Source organism: Citrobacter sp. Cpo069 (genome assembly GCF_030332785.1).
In the GTDB taxonomy this organism is placed as follows: Bacteria; Pseudomonadota; Gammaproteobacteria; order Enterobacterales; family Enterobacteriaceae; genus Citrobacter; species Citrobacter portucalensis.
In genome coordinates this window covers 343,213-358,739 of the sequence record NZ_JAOWHD010000059.1, presented here as the reverse complement: position 1 = coordinate 358,739, position 15,527 = coordinate 343,213, and the positions used below count along the sequence as shown (strand labels likewise).

General features: G+C 49.2%; 16 protein-coding genes. 12 read left to right on the top strand and 4 right to left on the bottom strand.

The genetic code is table 11. The features are described from left to right. Positions 1 to 331: 331 nt before the first annotated feature. The 4 genes from OGY08_RS17720 to OGY08_RS17705 all read left to right on the top strand — a co-directional run bounded on the left by OGY08_RS17720 (position 332) and on the right by OGY08_RS17705 (position 3,297). A complete protein-coding gene (locus tag OGY08_RS17720; protein ID WP_286566212.1) occupies positions 332 to 1,078 on the top strand; it encodes a MipA/OmpV family protein in 747 nt (248 codons plus the stop codon). Positions 1,079 to 1,659: 581 nt separating this feature from the next. After that, positions 1,660 to 1,902, top strand: a complete 243-nt coding sequence (locus OGY08_RS17715; protein ID WP_125362973.1) for a hypothetical protein — start codon at positions 1,660 to 1,662, stop codon at positions 1,900 to 1,902. A 10-nt stretch (positions 1,903 to 1,912) separates the two neighbouring features. Further along, a complete protein-coding gene (locus OGY08_RS17710; protein ID WP_125362974.1) occupies positions 1,913 to 2,263 on the top strand; it encodes a hypothetical protein in 351 nt (116 codons plus the stop codon). Between the two features lie 179 nt (positions 2,264 to 2,442). Next, the gene (locus OGY08_RS17705; RefSeq protein ID WP_125362975.1) at positions 2,443 to 3,297 is read left to right on the top strand and encodes an aldo/keto reductase; all 855 of its coding nucleotides are present in this window, start codon (positions 2,443 to 2,445) and stop codon (positions 3,295 to 3,297) included. Between the two features lie 749 nt (positions 3,298 to 4,046). Here the strand turns inward: OGY08_RS17705 and OGY08_RS17700 are convergent. After that, positions 4,047 to 4,931, bottom strand: coding sequence for a D-hexose-6-phosphate mutarotase (locus OGY08_RS17700; RefSeq protein WP_125362976.1), 885 nt, complete (start codon positions 4,929 to 4,931; stop codon positions 4,047 to 4,049). A gap of 72 nt (positions 4,932 to 5,003) precedes the next feature. After that, on the bottom strand, positions 5,004 to 5,999 hold the full coding sequence (gene gapA, locus OGY08_RS17695; protein ID WP_003030697.1) for a glyceraldehyde-3-phosphate dehydrogenase: 996 nt from the start codon (positions 5,997 to 5,999) through the stop codon (positions 5,004 to 5,006). Between the two features lie 341 nt (positions 6,000 to 6,340). On the opposite strand from gapA, the gene msrB reads away from it, so the two are divergent. Together msrB and OGY08_RS17685 are read left to right on the top strand one after the other, a co-directional pair. Further along, entirely contained in the window at positions 6,341 to 6,754 is a 414-nt protein-coding gene (gene msrB / locus OGY08_RS17690; RefSeq protein WP_071444721.1) for a peptide-methionine (R)-S-oxide reductase MsrB, read from the top strand. Positions 6,755 to 6,796: 42 nt separating this feature from the next. After that, a complete protein-coding gene (locus OGY08_RS17685; RefSeq protein ID WP_071444720.1) occupies positions 6,797 to 7,072 on the top strand; it encodes a YeaC family protein in 276 nt (91 codons plus the stop codon). A gap of 43 nt (positions 7,073 to 7,115) precedes the next feature. Here the strand turns inward: OGY08_RS17685 and yajD are convergent, their stop codons facing one another. Both yajD and chiD read right to left on the bottom strand, forming a co-directional pair. Then, the gene (gene yajD, locus OGY08_RS17680) at positions 7,116 to 7,460 is read right to left on the bottom strand and encodes an HNH nuclease YajD (protein ID WP_003832478.1); all 345 of its coding nucleotides are present in this window, start codon (positions 7,458 to 7,460) and stop codon (positions 7,116 to 7,118) included. 92 nt (positions 7,461 to 7,552) lie between these two features. Next, positions 7,553 to 8,806, bottom strand: a complete 1,254-nt coding sequence (gene chiD / locus OGY08_RS17675) for a chitinase ChiD (protein WP_020996455.1) — start codon at positions 8,804 to 8,806, stop codon at positions 7,553 to 7,555. Positions 8,807 to 9,102: 296 nt separating this feature from the next. Between chiD and OGY08_RS17670 the strand changes: the two genes are divergently transcribed. From OGY08_RS17670 to ydjG, 6 genes are read left to right on the top strand one after another with little or no spacing between them, the layout of a single operon-like run. Continuing rightward, positions 9,103 to 10,179 carry a zinc-binding dehydrogenase gene (locus OGY08_RS17670; RefSeq protein WP_003832481.1) on the top strand — a complete coding sequence of 359 codons (1,077 nt, stop codon included), beginning with the start codon at positions 9,103 to 9,105 and terminating at the stop codon, positions 10,177 to 10,179. Between the two features lie 26 nt (positions 10,180 to 10,205). Continuing rightward, positions 10,206 to 11,585: an MFS transporter gene (locus tag OGY08_RS17665; RefSeq protein WP_032943114.1), complete on the top strand. Its 1,380-nt coding sequence runs from the start codon at positions 10,206 to 10,208 to the stop codon at positions 11,583 to 11,585. Positions 11,586 to 11,602: 17 nt separating this feature from the next. Further along, positions 11,603 to 12,646, top strand: a complete 1,044-nt coding sequence (locus OGY08_RS17660; protein WP_003832485.1) for an NAD(P)-dependent alcohol dehydrogenase — start codon at positions 11,603 to 11,605, stop codon at positions 12,644 to 12,646. Positions 12,647 to 12,670: 24 nt separating this feature from the next. Next, positions 12,671 to 13,507: a ketose-bisphosphate aldolase gene (locus OGY08_RS17655; protein WP_003832486.1), complete on the top strand. Its 837-nt coding sequence runs from the start codon at positions 12,671 to 12,673 to the stop codon at positions 13,505 to 13,507. Positions 13,508 to 13,511: 4 nt separating this feature from the next. Continuing rightward, on the top strand, positions 13,512 to 14,459 hold the full coding sequence (locus tag OGY08_RS17650) for a sugar kinase (RefSeq protein WP_057068373.1): 948 nt from the start codon (positions 13,512 to 13,514) through the stop codon (positions 14,457 to 14,459). A 9-nt stretch (positions 14,460 to 14,468) separates the two neighbouring features. Then, positions 14,469 to 15,452: an NADH-dependent methylglyoxal reductase gene (gene ydjG, locus OGY08_RS17645; RefSeq protein WP_125362977.1), complete on the top strand. Its 984-nt coding sequence runs from the start codon at positions 14,469 to 14,471 to the stop codon at positions 15,450 to 15,452. Positions 15,453 to 15,527: the final 75 nt, after the last annotated feature.

Genomic DNA, 15,527 nt, shown 5'->3' with positions numbered 1-15,527 from the left:
AAGCAACTCTCATGCCATTTTAGTGGTCAGGAGATCAACGTATTCGGTGATACACCTTCTAAAATTAAGCGTAGATGGCATTTGCAAAACTTGCCTGTGTGCGCAAATGAATTTCAATGGCATATCAATAACTCATCAGCAAAAAAAGCACATCTTATGTAAAGAATTGGAGCGGGATTCATGCGGTGTTCACCGTCCTGCAAGCAAAATGTCATCACTTGCTGAGAAATTAGGGGGTTACATTCTGGGGCGAATACGTAAAATAGTTGGGCTGAAGCGTATTGGCGGTTACACTTTGACCGCTACACATTTGAATAAGGAATTATGGATTGTGACCAAACTCAAACTTCTGGCACTTGGCGTCCTTGCCGCAACCGCAGTTAGCACCGCACAGGCGGAAAGTCAGTGGACTGTTGGCGCGGGTGTCGGCGTGATTAACAGCCCGTACAAACAGTATGACCGCGATGTTTACCCTGTTCCGGTTGTCACCTATGAAGGCGATAATGTCTGGTTCCACGGCTTGGGTGGCGGTTACTATTTGTGGAATGATACGACAGATAAGCTTTCCATCATGGCGTACTATGATCCGACGCATTTCAAGCCAGGTGATAGCGATAGCCATGCTTTGCGCCAACTCGACAAGCGTAAAAGCAGTATGATGGCTGGCCTTTCGTATGTACATAATACCCAGTATGGTTTCCTGCGTACTGCACTGGCGGGTGATACTCTGGATAACAGCAACGGCTTTATCTGGGATCTGGCCTGGCTCTACCGTTACACTAATGGTGGGCTGACTCTGACGCCGGGTATCGGTGTGCAGTACAGCAGCGAAAACTACAACGACTATTATTATGGCGTGTCCAATCACGAGTCTCGCCGCAGTGGTCTGAAAAGCTACAACGCTGACGATGGATGGGATCCGTACCTGGAGTTGACCGCGCGCTATAACTTCATTGGAAACTGGAACGTATACGGCACTGGCCGTTATGTGCGTTTGAGTGATGAAGTGAAAGACAGCCCGATGGTCGATAAGTCCTGGTCTGGCATCTTCTCGGTGGGTGTAACTTACAAGTTCTGATGCTACTGCGCGTCAAGCACTAGCCCGCATCAGTGCGGGCTTTTTTGTGCGTGACGGAGATGAATATTGATCTAAAACATGAGATTTGATTTTTTGTGCTGTTTTGGCATTCTGTCAGGCGACAACGAATTTTTAACGTATTATTCCTGTCGCTGTTACTAAAAATAAACCTGCTATTTTATTAGCCTGTTATCTATTCATTTTTGAATGAAATATAGTCGTGAAGGTTTAGCAAGTCATTGTCATGAGGTAATGGTTTGTAGCTATACAATGCGTTGATAATACTAGGGTTTACGATCGAGGCAAGCGTTATTTTCTTATTGTTAAGCACAATGAAAATTATTGATAACTCTTTTAGCATGTTTATCTCATGGCGAAAGTTAACTTTCATGTGAAAAAAACAAAAATTAATCGATTGATTTTAATTTTACATCTTCAGGTATTTATCTGAAAAAATTAAAATTGACATTAAATATCCCATTGCAGATATTAATTAAACTTTAAAGTATCGACAGCAACTCTTCATGGCATTAAATATAATTCGCCATGTGGATTTTTTGAGAATAAACCTGGTATATATAATGAAAAAGTTAATCATGATAGCTGTGATGGGCGGGATTCTGGCTGGTTGTTCCACCGAGGCTTCACGCATGAATGCTTGCGAAAGCAAGGGTGTGAGCCGTGATGCCTGTTATGTTGCGGAGCAAAACCGTCAGGCGACAATCAATGCCGCGGCTGAAAAACAGGCCCTGGAAAACGCGCAAAATCTGTATAGCTCTGATGGCACCCATTCCGACCATCACCACAAACACGATAAATACTAAGGTTTAACTCATGAAGAAATTGATTATTATCGCTGCGCTGGTGGCTTCATCTGCTGCGCCTGCTTATGCTATCAGCGAAGCATATCGTCAGCAATTACAGCATGAACACAAAACTCAGGTCAGCGATGCTAATGCCCCGGTGCACGCCAGCAAAACCACACCCGTGCATGTGAATAAACTGGGCGTGGACTTTAAACGTGGTGCTGATGGCATTGCTTATATTAATGGCAAACCTGCGGCAAATGATGAGAATAGTGCTGAAACTCAGTCTTATAGCGCAGGTTTGATTTCCGTCATCGTCTATAACAACGGAAAAATCAACGCTATGAAAGAGGGAAAATATTTGGGTCGGTTGAAATAACCACTTCGTAGATAAGATTTTGTATTTTTTCGGCCCGGGAACATTTGCTGTTCCCGGGCTTTTTATTTCGCTCGCCTTAACGATCGGTTTCCAATCCATAATGGTGCAATTTGTGCACCCTAACAGGACACATGCACGTTGTTTTGCTTTACTGTGGTGCATTAACACAGGAGGGTGCGATGACAGCGAAACAGGTGACGTTTACAAACCAGGTATCGCTTCCTGCTATTGGGCAGGGAACATGGTACATGGGCGAGGATCCATGCCGACGCCGGGATGAAGTGTCTGCGCTGCAGGCCGGACTGGATCTCGGCCTGCGATTGATTGATACCGCAGAAATGTACGCTGATGGTGCAGCGGAAGAGGTGGTGGGTGAAGCATTAACGGGACGGCGTGATAGCGCTTTTTTAGTCTCGAAAGTTTACCCATGGAATGCCGGTGGACAGAAAGCCATTGCCGCCTGCGAAGCGAGCCTGCGTCGACTGAAAACTGATTATCTGGATCTCTATTTGCTGCACTGGATGGGCGATTTTTCATTTGCAGAGACCATCGATGCCATGGAAACACTGATTGCGCAGGGGAAAATCCGCCGTTGGGGCGTCTCAAATCTCGATTATGATGATATGCAGGCGTTATGGCAGGTACCCGGTGGACGAGAGTGTGCAGCTAACCAGGTGCTTTATCATTTAGCCTCGCGCGGTATTGAATATGATTTACTGCCGTGGTGCCAGCAGCAGCAGATGCCGGTCATGGCATACAGTCCGCTGGCTCAGGCGGGACGACTGCGTGGAGATTTGCTTTCTAACTCTGTGGTGAATGACATCGCGCGTGCGCACAATGTTAGCGCTGCGCAGATTTTGCTGGCATGGGTGATTCGTCAGTCGGGTGTAATAGCCATCCCGAAAGCCGCAAGCGTAGCGCATGTCGAACAAAATGCCGCCGCGCTGGGGATAATGCTCTCTGTAGATGAGTTGAAGCAGTTAGATAAGGCGTATCCGGCGCCCAAAGGTAAAACCGCGCTGGATATGGCCTGATTTGCCAAATGCCGATGTTCCCGCAGCTTATCAGGCCTACGGCTGTATGTAGTTTGTAGGCCGGATAAGGCATTAGCCGCATCCGGCACGGTGCGCGGAACTGCCTGATGCGCTGTGCTTATCAGGCCTACGGCTGCATGTAGTTTGTAGGCCGGATAAGGCGTTGGCCGCATCCGGCATGGGGACGTGTAACTGCCTGATGGCGCCGCACTTATCAGGCCTACGGCTGCATGTAGTTTGTAGGCCGGATAAGGCGTCAGCCGCATCCGGCACGGTGCGCGGAACTGCCTGATGCGCTGAGCTTATCAGGGCTACGGCTGCATGTAGTTTGTAGGCCGGATAAGGCGTTAGCCGCATTCGGCATGGGGACGTGTAACTGCCTGATGGCGCTGTGCTTATCAGGCCTGCGGCTGCGTGTAGTTTGTAGGCCGGATAAGGCGTCAGCCGCATCCGGCACGGTGCGCGGAACTGCCTGATGGCGCAGCGCTTATCAGGCCTACGGCTATATGTAGTTTGTAGGCCGGATAAGGCGTTAGCCGCATCCGGCACGATGCGCGGAACTGTCTGATGGTGCTGTGCTTATCAGGCCTATGGCTGCATGTAGTGTGTAGGCCGGATAAGGCGTTGGCCGCATCCGGCACGGTGCGCGGAACTGCCTGATGGCGCTGTGCTTATCAGGCCTACGGCTGCATGTAGTGTGTAGGCCGGATAAGGCGTTAGCCGCATCCGGCATGGTGCGCAGAGCTATGTTAGCGTTTAGCTACACGGATAGTCTGCGCGAGGCGAGATGGTTTTTCTTCGGTGGTTTTCTGCGGAGCGGTCGCGTAAGCCGTTTCTACACAAACAAACGTTTTGTAGCCATCATCCGGCATGTCGCCCATGCTGACGGACAGCGCCGGGCCAGGGTTCCAGCCCACGACATTCAGATGGTGGTGGTGGACAACATCTATATTGCGATTCAACGCATCATCATGAATCACGCTGCACGCTTCCGGATTCAGATAAACGCGATCGGTGCGGTCCGGGAAGGTCTGGATACCATCAGCCAGCACATCTTCTTTAGCATCATTCACTTTATCTATCAGACGATCGCCAAGACCACTGACTTTCACTGCCGCAATGTCACCAACGTTGAAATAGGTATGCAGTGCCGAGGTGGTTTCAAACTCACCATGAGCTTCCAGCTCCATTTCACAGGTGGCTCCCACTTTGAAGCGGGCAAGCAGGCAAAACTCGTGTGGCCAAAGCTGATGCGTTTCAGTGTTGCTCTGCAGTTCAAACGTCAGCACCACGCCATTGTCGTCTTCGTTGTGCGCTTTCAGCGTCCATGGCAGGTTGCGGGCAAAACCATGCGAAGGCAGGCCCTGCTTAGCAGCCGGACCAAACCACGGCCAGCAAATTGGTACGCCGCCACGCAGCGCTACGCCGGTTTTAAACGGGGTATTATTACTTAACCACAGGACTTCCTCTTCACCATTTGGTTTCCAGGAAAGAAGATGTGCGCCCTGCAGCGCGAAAGAAGCTTTAACCTGTGGGTGATCGACAACAAGAACCTCAAGCTCATCAAGCTGACGGCGGGAGAGGACAGGGGTAATTTGTTCGATTACCGGAAGTGCAAAAATTTTATTAATCATTACGCAATCCTTTCTTCAGGCAAAAAAAAGAGCGACCTGAGTCGCTCTTACAGATTACTGTTTCATCTCAACTTATTTGGAGATGTGAGCAATCAGGTCCAGAACTTTGTTGGAGTAGCCGGTTTCGTTGTCGTACCAGGATACCAGTTTCACGAAGTTGTCGTTCAGTGCGATACCAGCTTTAGCATCGAACACGGAAGTGCAAACTTCACCGTTGAAATCGGTAGATACTACGTCGTCTTCGGTGTAACCCAGAACGCCTTTCATCGGGCCTTCGGAAGCAGCTTTGATTGCTTTCTTAATTTCTTCGTAAGAAGCAGCTTTTTCCAGACGAACGGTCAGGTCAACAACGGATACGTTCGGGGTAGGAACGCGGAACGCCATACCAGTCAGTTTGCCGTTCAGTTCTGGCAGTACTTTACCTACAGCTTTAGCTGCACCGGTAGAGGACGGGATGATGTTCTGGGATGCGCCGCGGCCGCCGCGCCAGTCTTTGTGAGACGGGCCATCAACGGTTTTCTGAGTAGCGGTGGTCGCGTGAACAGTAGTCATCAGACCTTCGATGATGCCGAAGTTGTCGTTGATAACTTTAGCCAGCGGAGCCAGGCAGTTAGTGGTGCAGGAAGCGTTAGAAACGATGTCCTGACCTTCGTATTTGTCAAAGTTAGCGCCTTTAACAAACATCGGAGTGTTATCTTTGGACGGACCAGTCAGAACCACTTTTTTCGCGCCAGCAGTGATGTGCTTACGAGCGGTTTCATCTGTCAGGAACAGGCCAGTAGCTTCAGCTACTACGTCAACACCAACTTCGTCCCATTTCAGGTTAGCCGGATCACGTTCAGCGGTAACACGGATTTTTTTACCGTTTACGATCAGATGACCGTCTTTCACTTCAACGGTACCGTTGAAACGGCCGTGAGTGGAGTCATATTTCAGCATGTAAGCCATGTAGTCAGCGTCTAACAGGTCGTTGATTGCAACGATCTCGATGTCAGAGCGTTCTTGAGCAGCACGGAAAACAATGCGACCGATACGGCCAAAACCGTTGATACCTACTTTGATAGTCATATATTCCACCAGCTATTTGTTAGTGAATAAAAGGTTGCCTGTAAAATTACAAAAACCTTACGCAGCGTCAAGCGGAATCGTGTCAATCATTGCGACAAATCAATCTGCTGCCTAAGCTTTGCGCAACTGACTCGCCTCACTCTTCCTTTGGGCTTGAAACCACATGGGGTCGGCGGCCCGAATTTTAAAGGGCAATCAAGATAAAAACGTGATTCTGATCACGAATTGCAGGCTGCCATTTCGCAAGGATCAAGTTTAGAACAAAAGTTCGCACTCCGGTGTTAATGTTTTGTTAGAATCTGTCTCGCGATGTGAGTTTAGATAAAGCGAGATGTGAGCAAATGGCTAATCAACCTTCTCCAGAAGAACTGAAAAAAAATTTAACCGAAATGCAGTTCTACGTAACGCAGAATCACGGGACAGAACCGCCATTTACCGGACGTTTGCTACATAACAAACGTGACGGCATCTACCACTGTTTGATCTGCGACAATTCGCTATTTCGTTCCGAGACAAAATATGACTCAGGCTGCGGCTGGCCCAGCTTTTACGAGCCTGTCAGCGATGAGGCTATCCGTTACATAAAAGATACGTCACACGGCATGCAGCGCATTGAAATCCGCTGCGGAAACTGTGATGCACACCTGGGACACGTCTTCCCGGATGGTCCGAAACCTACCGGTGAACGGTACTGCGTTAACTCAGCGTCTTTGAACTTCACCGATGGTGAAAACGGTGAGCAAACCAAGGGTTGAAGAAACGATTCAGCAAATTATTCTACGGAGAGTGGATTTAACATGAATCTTGATGAGATGATCAACAGCATGACGCCGGAAGTTTATCAGCACTTATCGACTGCCGTTGAACTCGGAAAATGGCCGGATGGCATAGCGCTAACGGCAGAACAAAAAGAGAATAGCTTACAGCTGGTGATGTTATGGCAGGCGCGAAACAATATTGACGCGCAGCATATGACGATTGATACCAACGGTGAGATGGTGATGAAGAGCAAGCAGCAGTTGAAGGTTGAGTTTGGTATTACGCCAGAACCGATTGCGACGTTTAAATCCTGATTACCCGGCCCGGCAAACATCTGTGTCGGGCCTGCAGTTGATGTTATTTCTTGTTCATCATCGCTTTCAGATCGGCGAACGGGTTGTATTTCGCTTCGCCCACGGCCTTTTGCGCATCTTCTCCTGCAACCACCGTTGAACCATACTGGTCCGCTTCCGTATATTTGGAATGCTCGTGATCGTGGCAGTACAGGCACAACATTTCCCAGTTGCTACCATCTTCCGGGTTATTTGAGTGATCGTGATCGATATGGTGTACCGTCAACTCGCGCAAATTTGAATACACGAACTCACGGGAACAGCGTCCGCAGACCCAGGGAAAGAGTTTAAGCGCCTTTTCCCGGTAACCGACTTCCAGACGGGCGTAATTTTTAGGGATAAAAGCCATAAAGCTCATGCCTCCAGTAGAAATGAAGAGCTGCGCCAAAAGCTGGCGCAGCAGAATGCGCTAATCATAACCTATTGTGTCAGGCGTTGGGATCAGTGTTTGATGCCTAACGAATCGGCTAACTGCTTCGCCAACTGATTATTGTCATCTGCGCCGTACTCCCAGAACATAGCGCCTGCCAACCCTTTGCTTTTGATGTAGTCGGCTTTGATCGCCACTGAACGCGGGTTTTCATAGGAGAGGGCAAAGAGTTTTTTTCCATCCGCAGACTGTACCGACAGCCACGGCACTTTCGCTTCATCATCCCAATGTTGGCTAAAGCGTTTTTGCGGATCGTTGATCAACTTCGCCACAATATCGTTGTACTTCACGTAGGTGTCTTTGCTCAGGTCGACGCCCAGTGATTTGAACAACTCAATTTGAGCTGACTCGAAATAGGGTTGGGTAGCCGGGTTTTTCTGCGCGTCAGGTTTGCTCCAGTCAATACCTGGCTCAACGGCGCGTTTTGGTACGCGTCCATAAAAGCCAATGCCCAGATTCATTTGACTCGGTTTCAGACCGGCTGCGAGATAGTTATTGACCACAAAATCGGCGCTGTACTTATCCGCCGCGGCGACCGTCGGCCATTGCGTCGAATCATACAGGTTCGAGTTGAAATACTGGGTGCCGTAAGCCATGTCATAGGTCATCAGGTTGATGTAGTCGAGCGATGGGGCAATGGCTTTTACATCCACCCAGCTTTTCGGACTTTCCGCATTCGCGCCCACGGCGATGGTCAGCAGTTTTTTATGCCCCAATGCGGCGCGCAGTTCTGTTAGCAGCGCGGTGAAGTTAGCGCGGTCAGCCGGTTGACTTTCAACCAGTCCCCAGGCGCCGTTAACCGGATATTCCCAGTCGAGATCGATGCCATCCAGACCATATTTCGCAATTATCTCCTGCGCAGACTGAATAAACACTGCGCGTGTTTCCTTCGTTGCTGCCGCGCCAGAGAATCCACGCGCTCCCCAACCGCCGACGGAAAGCAAAACTTTCAGGTTTGGATTTTGTTTACGCAGCTGTGGAATTTTCAGCAAATCATCCTGCACTTTCTGTGAAAGCCAAATCTGATGCAGTTTGCTGGCGTCTTTTAAGGCGTCATTGGTCTCGTCTTTTTCGTTGTTATAGACAAGGCCAAACGAATAGTTGAGATGGGTTATCTGGCGAACATCCAGTTTATTGATGTCGCCACCGGGACCGGCAGTGACGTCGCCGCCACCATTAAAGTAGCCAACTGACATCAGTGAACTGGCGGAAACAACGCTGGCGCAGAGCAGGGGTAATGCTGCCAACAAAGGCAATAGTTTCATCGGTGTTCCTCTTTGACATTTAAACAAGCAAACACGCCACGGAAATGGCGTGGCGAAAAAAACAGCACCCGCAGGTTAACAGTTTCATAACAGGAAAAATGCGAAGGGGTTCACGCCATTTTAGCGAAGCGGCAGCCACGTTCACTTGGGTTTCAGTTCATCTTTGCATTTATTTGTGATCTTGGTTGTGAAATACAGATCGTAATCTGTGTTTTAAAGATTTAGTGTTGACCTCAAAAATTATATGGATAAGTATGATGGTCACTGATGCAAAACTAAACACAAAGGAAAATTCCATGAAAGCACTGGCGAGATTTGGCAAGGCCTTTGGCGGCTACAAGATGATTGATGTTCCGGAACCGGTATGTGGTCCGGATGACGTTGTGATTGAAATTAAGGCTGCTGCTATCTGCGGCGCTGACATGAAACACTACAATGTCGACAGTGGATCCGAGCAGTTTAATTCGATTCGTGGTCATGAATTTGCGGGTCAAATTGTGCAGGTTGGCGACAAGGTTAAGGACTGGAAGGTGGGACAGCGAGTTGTGTCTGACAACAGCGGGCACGTTTGCGGCGTTTGTCCGGCCTGTGAACAGGGCGATTTTCTTTGTTGTACAGAAAAGGTGAATTTAGGTCTGGACAACAATACCTGGGGCGGTGGGTTTTCTAAATATTGTCTGGTCCCTGGGGAAATCCTCAAAATTCACCGCCATGCTCTGTGGGAAATCCCGGCAGGGGTAGATTATGAAGAGGCGGCTGTACTGGATCCTATCTGCAATGCCTACAAATCTATCGCTCAGCAATCCAAATTTCTTCCAGGCCAGGATGTGGTGGTCTTTGGTACCGGTCCGTTAGGACTCTTTTCTGTTCAAATGGCGCGCATTATGGGGGCCGTTAATATTGTGATGGTCGGGCTGGAAGAGGATGTTGCCGTACGCTTCCCGATCGCCAAAGAGCTGGGCGCGACAGCTGTCGTTAACGGTTCGACCGAAGATGTGGTTGCACGCTGCCAGGAAATCTGCGGTAAAGACAATTTGGGGCTAGTCATCGAATGCTCTGGTGCGAATATCGCCCTTAAACAATCAATCGAAATGCTGCGCCCGAATGGTGAAGTCGTTCGCGTCGGTATGGGCTTTAAACCTCTCGATTTCTCCATCAACGACATCACCGCGTGGAATAAAAGCATCATTGGCCATATGGCCTACGATTCCACATCCTGGCGCAACGCCATACGCCTGCTGGCCAGCGGCGCAATCAACGTTAAACCGATGATTACTCACCGTATCGGCCTGTCGCAATGGCGCGAAGGGTTTGACGCCATGGTCGATAAAACCGCGATTAAAGTCATCATGACTTACGACTTTGATGAATAACATGTCTATTAAAAGGACGTTATCGCATGGAACAAATAGCAAAACCGCACTGCGGCGCCAGGCTGGACAGGCTACCTGACTGCCGTTGGCACACATCGATGTTTGCGATGGTTGCTTTTGGATTACTGGTTTGTTGGAGTAATGCCGTTGGCGGATTAATTCTCGCGCAGTTAAAAGAGCTTGGTTGGACCGATAATTCCACCACCGCCACGTTTTCAGCCATTACGACAGCGGGAATGTTTCTCGGCGCGCTCGGTGGGGGAATTATCGGCGATAAAACCGGACGTAAAAACGCATTTATTTTATATGAAGCGATTCATATTATTTCTATGATCGTTGGCGCGTTTTCACCAAATATGACTTTCCTGATCGCCTGCCGTTTTGTAATGGGAGTTGGATTAGGTGCGCTGTTGGTGACTCTGTTTGCCGGGTTCACCGAATATATGCCAGGCAGGAATCGCGGCACCTGGTCAAGCCGGGTCTCGTTTATCGGTAACTGGTCTTATCCGCTCTGTTCGCTGATCGCGATGGGATTGACGCCGTTGATCAGCGCCGAATGGAACTGGCGCGTGCAGTTGATGATCCCGGCCGTACTGTCGCTGGTGGCGACCGTTATTGCCTGGCGTAGTTTCCCGGAGTCGCCTCGTTGGCTGGAATCCCGCGGACGCTACGCCGAAGCTGAAAAGGTGATGCGGGCCATTGAAGAAGGAGTTGTTCAGCAGACCGGCAAGCCACTGCCGCCTGTGGTATTTGAAGATGACGGCAAAGCCCCGCGCACGGTTCCTTACTCGGCCTTATTAACGGGTGTGTTACTGAAGCGCGTTATTTTAGGTTCCTTTGTCCTGATTGCCATGAACGTCGTCCAGTACACCTTAATTAATTGGCTACCGACAATATTTATGACTCAGGGCATTAATCTGAAAGACTCCATTGTCTTAAATACCATGAGTATGTTCGGCGCGCCGTTTGGAATTTTTATAGCCATGCTGGTAATGGATAAAATTCCCAGAAAGACAATGGGTGTGGGATTATTAGTGTTAATTGCCGTGCTGGGATATATCTATTCACTGCAAACCAGCATGCTACTGATTACGCTAATTGGTTTCTTCCTGATTACTTTTGTCTATATGTACGTTTGCTACGCCTCGGCAGTCTATGTTCCGGAGATATGGCCGACTGAAGCGAAACTTCGCGGTTCTGGTCTGGCGAATGCGGTAGGGCGTATCAGCGGTATCGCCGCGCCTTATGCAGTCGCGGTATTGCTTAACGGTTATGGAGTGACGGGTGTATTTGTACTGCTGGGTGCGGTCTCCATTATTGTCGCTGTCGCCATTGCTACCATCGGAATTGAAACCAAAGGCGTCTCTGTCGAAAGCCTCGGTATTGATGCAGTTACCAGCAAATAATATTGATGGGAAATAAAATGAAAAATTCAAAAGCGATATTAAAAACGCCGGGCACGATGAAAATTATTGCCGCCGATATCCCGGTACCCAAAGAGCATGAAGTACTGATCAAAATTGAATACGTAGGTATTTGCGGTTCAGATGTTCACGGTTTCGAATCAGGTCCCTTTATTCCGCCAAAAGACCCGAACCAGGAAATTGGCCTCGGACATGAATGTGCCGGTACGGTGGTGGCGGTAGGAAATCGCGTCAGTAAATTTAAACCGGGCGACCGGGTGAACATTGAACCCGGCGTGCCGTGCGGTCACTGCCGCTACTGTCTGGAGGGCAAATACAACATCTGTCCTGATGTCGACTTTATGGCCACGCAGCCTAATTATCGCGGCGCGCTAACCCACTATCTGTGCCATCCGGAGAGCTTCACTTACAAGTTGCCCGATAATATGGACACCATGGAAGGCGCGCTGGTAGAGCCTGCGGCGGTAGGGATGCATGCCGCAATGCTGGCGGACGTTAAACCGGGCAAGAAAATCGTCATTTTGGGGGCGGGCTGTATTGGTTTAATGACCCTGCAAGCCTGTAAATGTTTGGGTGCTACCGACATCGCCGTTGTTGATGTCCTGGAAAAGCGTCTGGCCATGGCCGAGCAGCTTGGTGCGACGACTGTGATCAACGGGGCGAAAGAGGACACCGTTGCCCGCTGTCAGCAGTTCTCCGGCGATATGGGGGCTGACATTGTTTTTGAAACTGCCGGCTCGGCGATCACCGTTAAGCAGGCTCCGTACCTGGTGATGCGCGGCGGGAAAATCATGATCGTTGGGACAGTTCCCGGTGATTCGGCGATTAATTTCCTCAAAATTAACCGCGAAGTCTCCATTCAGACTGTTTTCCGCTACGCCAACCGCTATCCGGTCACTATTGAAGCCATTTCCTCCGGGCGTTTCGATGTCAAGTCGATGGTGACGCATATTTATGATTATGAAGATGTTCAGCGCGCGTTTGATGAGTCAGTCAACAACAAACGCGAAATTATCAAAGGCGTTATTAAAGTTAATCATTAATTTATTGAAAAGGGAGAAACAACTATGCTGGCAGATATTAAATATTGGGAAAATGATGCCCAGAATAAACATTATGCGATTGCCCACTTTAACGTGTGGAATGCGGAAATGTTAATGGGGGTGATGGATGCGGCGGAAGAGTCTAAATCGCCGGTAATTATTTCATTCGGCACCGGCTTTGTGGGTAATACATCTTTTGAAGATTTTTCGCATATGATGGTTTCGATGGCGAAAAAAGCCTCAGTGCCGGTTATTACCCATTGGGACCACGGGCGCAGTATGGAAATTATCCATAACGCCTGGACTCACGGCATGAATTCACTGATGCGCGATGCCTCCGCTTTTGATTTCGAAGAGAATATTCGCCTGACTAAAGAGGCGGTGGACTTCTTCCATCCGTTGGGTATTCCGGTTGAGGCGGAGCTGGGCCACGTGGGGAATGAAACGGTTTATGAAGAAGCGCTGGCGGGCTATCACTATACCGACCCGAGCCAGGCGGCGGAATTTGTCGAGCGTACCGGCTGCGATTCTCTGGCGGTGGCGATTGGTAACCAGCACGGCGTTTATACCTCTGAGCCGAAACTGAATTTCGATGTGGTCAAACGCGTGCGCGAGGCGGTATCCGTTCCGCTGGTGCTGCACGGCGCGTCCGGCATTAGCGATGCGGATATCAAAAAAGCCATTTCATTAGGTATTTCGAAAATCAATATTCATACCGAACTGTGCCAGGCGGCAATGGCGGCGGTGCAGGAGAACCAGAATCAGCCGTTCCTGCACGTTGAGCGTGAAGTTCGCAAAGCGGTAAAAGAGCGCGCGCTGGAGAAAATCAAACTGTTTGGCTCTGACGGTAAAGCGGAATGACAATATGGATAATATCGAGGTTATTTGTATAGGGGCGGCAATTGTTGATATTCCCTTGCAACCAGTGAGTAAAAATATCTTTGATGTTGACTCTTATCCATTAGAACGAATAGCAATGACCACGGGAGGTGACGCTATTAATGAGGCGACGATTATTTCTCGCCTTGGCCATCGCACGGCGTTAATGAGTCGGATAGGTAATGATGCAGCCGGTTATTTTATTGTCGACCACTGCCATCGGGAGAATATTGATATTAAAAGCCTGAAGCAGGATGTTGATATTGATACTTCCATTAACGTGGGTTTAGTCACCGCTGATGGTGAACGCACCTTTGTGACTAACCGTAACGGCAGTTTATGGAAACTGAATATAAACGATGTTGATTTTGACCGATTCTCGCAGGCAAAGCTGCTGTCGCTGGCGAGTATTTTTAATAGTCCGCTGCTTGATGGCCAGGCGTTAACGGATATTTTCACTCAGGCCAAAGTGCATGGATTAATTATCTGCGCCGACATGATTAAGCCACGGCTTAACGAAACGCTGGACGACATCCGTGAAGCGCTGAGCTACGTGGATTATCTGTTTCCCAATTTTGAAGAGGCAAAACTGCTCACCGGGAAAGATACGCTGGATGAGATTGCCGACAGTTTCCTGAACTGTGGTGTGAAAACCGTCGTGATTAAGACCGGCAAAAGAGGCTGCTTTATCAAACGTGTCGATATGAAAATGGTAGTCCCTGCCGTGTCGGGGATTACCGCCATCGACACCATCGGCGCGGGGGATAACTTTGCTTCAGGATTTATCTCCGCGCTGCTTGAAGGTAAGCCGCTTCGCGACTGCGCGCTGTTTGCTAATGCAACGGCGGCAATATCGGTACTGAGCGTGGGTGCGACGACGGGTGTGAAGAACAGAAAGCTGGTTGAACAACTTCTTGACGAATACGAAGGGTAATAGCGGCAGATGAAAATGATTCCTTTAGGCAGTACGGATATTACGCTTTCCCGCATGGGATTAGGTACATGGGCCATTGGCGGCGGTCCGGCATGGAATGGCGATCTCGATTTGCAGATTTGTATTGATACCATTGTTGAGGCGCATCGCTGCGGTATTAATCTGATTGATACCGCGCCAGGATACAACTTTGGCAACAGTGAAGTGATAGTCGGTCAGGCGCTGAAAAAGCTGCCGCGCAGCGAGGTAGTGGTTGAAACCAAATGCGGCATCGTCTGGGAGCGAACAGGCAGCCTGTTTAACAAAGTGGGCGATCGCCAGCTGTATAAAAACCTCACGCCTGAGTCGATTCGTGAGGAGGTTGATGCCAGCCTGCAAAGATTGGGTATCGACAGTATTGATATTTATATGACCCACTGGCAGTCGGTTGAACCCTGTTTTACGCCGATTGCGGAAACCGTAGACACGCTGAATACACTGAAAAAAGAGGGAAAAATCCGTTCGATTGGTGCGGCGAACGTCGATGCCGGGCATATAAGGGAGTATCTCAAACACGGTGAGCTGGATATCATCCAGGCCAAGTACAGCATTCTTGACCGGGCGCTGGAAGCTGATCTGCTGCCGCTATGCCAGCAGAATGGCATCATCGTGCAGGTATATTCACCGCTTGAGCAGGGGTTATTGACTGGTACTATCGCCCGAGATTATGTTCCTGGCGGCGCACGGGCTAACAAGGTTTGGTTTCAGCGGGAAAATATGCTGCGGGTGATTGATATGCTAGAGCAGTGGCAGCCACTGTGTGAAAAATACCGCTGCACAATCCCCGCATTAGCTCTGGCGTGGATTTTAAAGCAAAGCGATTTGATCACCTTACTGAGTGGTGCAACCGCACCTGAACAGGTTCGCGAGAACGTCGAGGCGTTAAACATTCCCCTGACAGATGATGATTCATCATTGATGAGGCGAATGGCGGAAGCGTTGGATATAAATTAAGTCGGATAGAATTGACCTCTGTTTCTGCGTAAAAAAGTATTGAAATCTGTGATTCAGACATGTTCTTTTGAAAAT

Coding starts and splice junctions, on each gene's coding strand:
- OGY08_RS17715 (WP_125362973.1), top strand. CDS start 1,660: ATGAAAAAGTTAATCATGATAGCTGTGATGGGCGGGATTCTGGCTGGT.
- OGY08_RS17710 (WP_125362974.1), top strand. CDS start 1,913: ATGAAGAAATTGATTATTATCGCTGCGCTGGTGGCTTCATCTGCTGCG.
- OGY08_RS17705 (WP_125362975.1), top strand. CDS start 2,443: ATGACAGCGAAACAGGTGACGTTTACAAACCAGGTATCGCTTCCTGCT.
- OGY08_RS17700 (WP_125362976.1), bottom strand. CDS start 4,931: ATGATTAATAAAATTTTTGCACTTCCGGTAATCGAACAAATTACCCCT.
- gapA (WP_003030697.1), bottom strand. CDS start 5,999: ATGACTATCAAAGTAGGTATCAACGGTTTTGGCCGTATCGGTCGCATT.
- msrB (WP_071444721.1), top strand. CDS start 6,341: ATGGCTAATCAACCTTCTCCAGAAGAACTGAAAAAAAATTTAACCGAA.
- OGY08_RS17685 (WP_071444720.1), top strand. CDS start 6,797: ATGAATCTTGATGAGATGATCAACAGCATGACGCCGGAAGTTTATCAG.
- yajD (WP_003832478.1), bottom strand. CDS start 7,460: ATGGCTTTTATCCCTAAAAATTACGCCCGTCTGGAAGTCGGTTACCGG.
- chiD (WP_020996455.1), bottom strand. CDS start 8,806: ATGAAACTATTGCCTTTGTTGGCAGCATTACCCCTGCTCTGCGCCAGC.
- OGY08_RS17670 (WP_003832481.1), top strand. CDS start 9,103: ATGAAAGCACTGGCGAGATTTGGCAAGGCCTTTGGCGGCTACAAGATG.
- OGY08_RS17665 (WP_032943114.1), top strand. CDS start 10,206: ATGGAACAAATAGCAAAACCGCACTGCGGCGCCAGGCTGGACAGGCTA.
- OGY08_RS17660 (WP_003832485.1), top strand. CDS start 11,603: ATGAAAAATTCAAAAGCGATATTAAAAACGCCGGGCACGATGAAAATT.
- OGY08_RS17655 (WP_003832486.1), top strand. CDS start 12,671: ATGCTGGCAGATATTAAATATTGGGAAAATGATGCCCAGAATAAACAT.
- OGY08_RS17650 (WP_057068373.1), top strand. CDS start 13,512: ATGGATAATATCGAGGTTATTTGTATAGGGGCGGCAATTGTTGATATT.
- ydjG (WP_125362977.1), top strand. CDS start 14,469: ATGAAAATGATTCCTTTAGGCAGTACGGATATTACGCTTTCCCGCATG.